Source organism: Streptomyces sp. HSW2009, from assembly GCF_040240285.1.
Classification (GTDB): domain Bacteria; phylum Actinomycetota; class Actinomycetes; order Streptomycetales; family Streptomycetaceae; genus Streptomyces.
The window spans coordinates 1-475 of the sequence record NZ_JBEHZD010001148.1 but is presented as its reverse complement, the minus strand read 5'-3'; the positions used below and the strand labels follow the sequence as shown (position 1 = coordinate 475).

At 78.5% G+C, this 475-nt stretch carries 1 pseudogene; it reads left to right on the top strand.

The window, feature by feature from the left end:
* Positions 1-119 precede the first annotated feature (119 nt).
* Positions 120-475, top strand: a pseudogene (locus tag AAHZ94_RS34985) (hypothetical protein); the annotation flags it as partial.

Genomic DNA, 475 nt, shown 5'->3' with positions numbered 1-475 from the left:
GGGCCAGAACCGGAGCGCATCGCCCGGACCCACCTGCTCCGGCTGGGCGCGGCCGAGGTGCCGGCGCACCTCGGCTACCGGGTGGAGGTCCTGGCCGTCGACGAGGGGGCGGGCCCGGCATGACCTGCCCCGACTGCGGCCACCGCAACGAGCCCGACGCCCAGTTCTGTGCCTCTTGCCGCGCCTTCCTTGAGTGGACCCGCAGCGCGGAGCCCACCGGCCAGGGCGCGGGGGCCGCTCCACCGGCGGGTACGGGCCGGCCGCCAGGTCCGGGCACCCCCGCCGCCCGGGCCGACACACCCACCCCGGAACAGCCGCCGCACCAGCCACAGCACCAGCCGCAACCCCAACCGCAGACCCAGCCACACCCACCGGACCAGCCACCCACCTCTGCTCCGAGCCCCGCAACCGCTCCCCCGCCGGGCCCGGCCGACCCCACGAACGGCCGAGCCGGCACCGCACCCCGCCCCGCCCG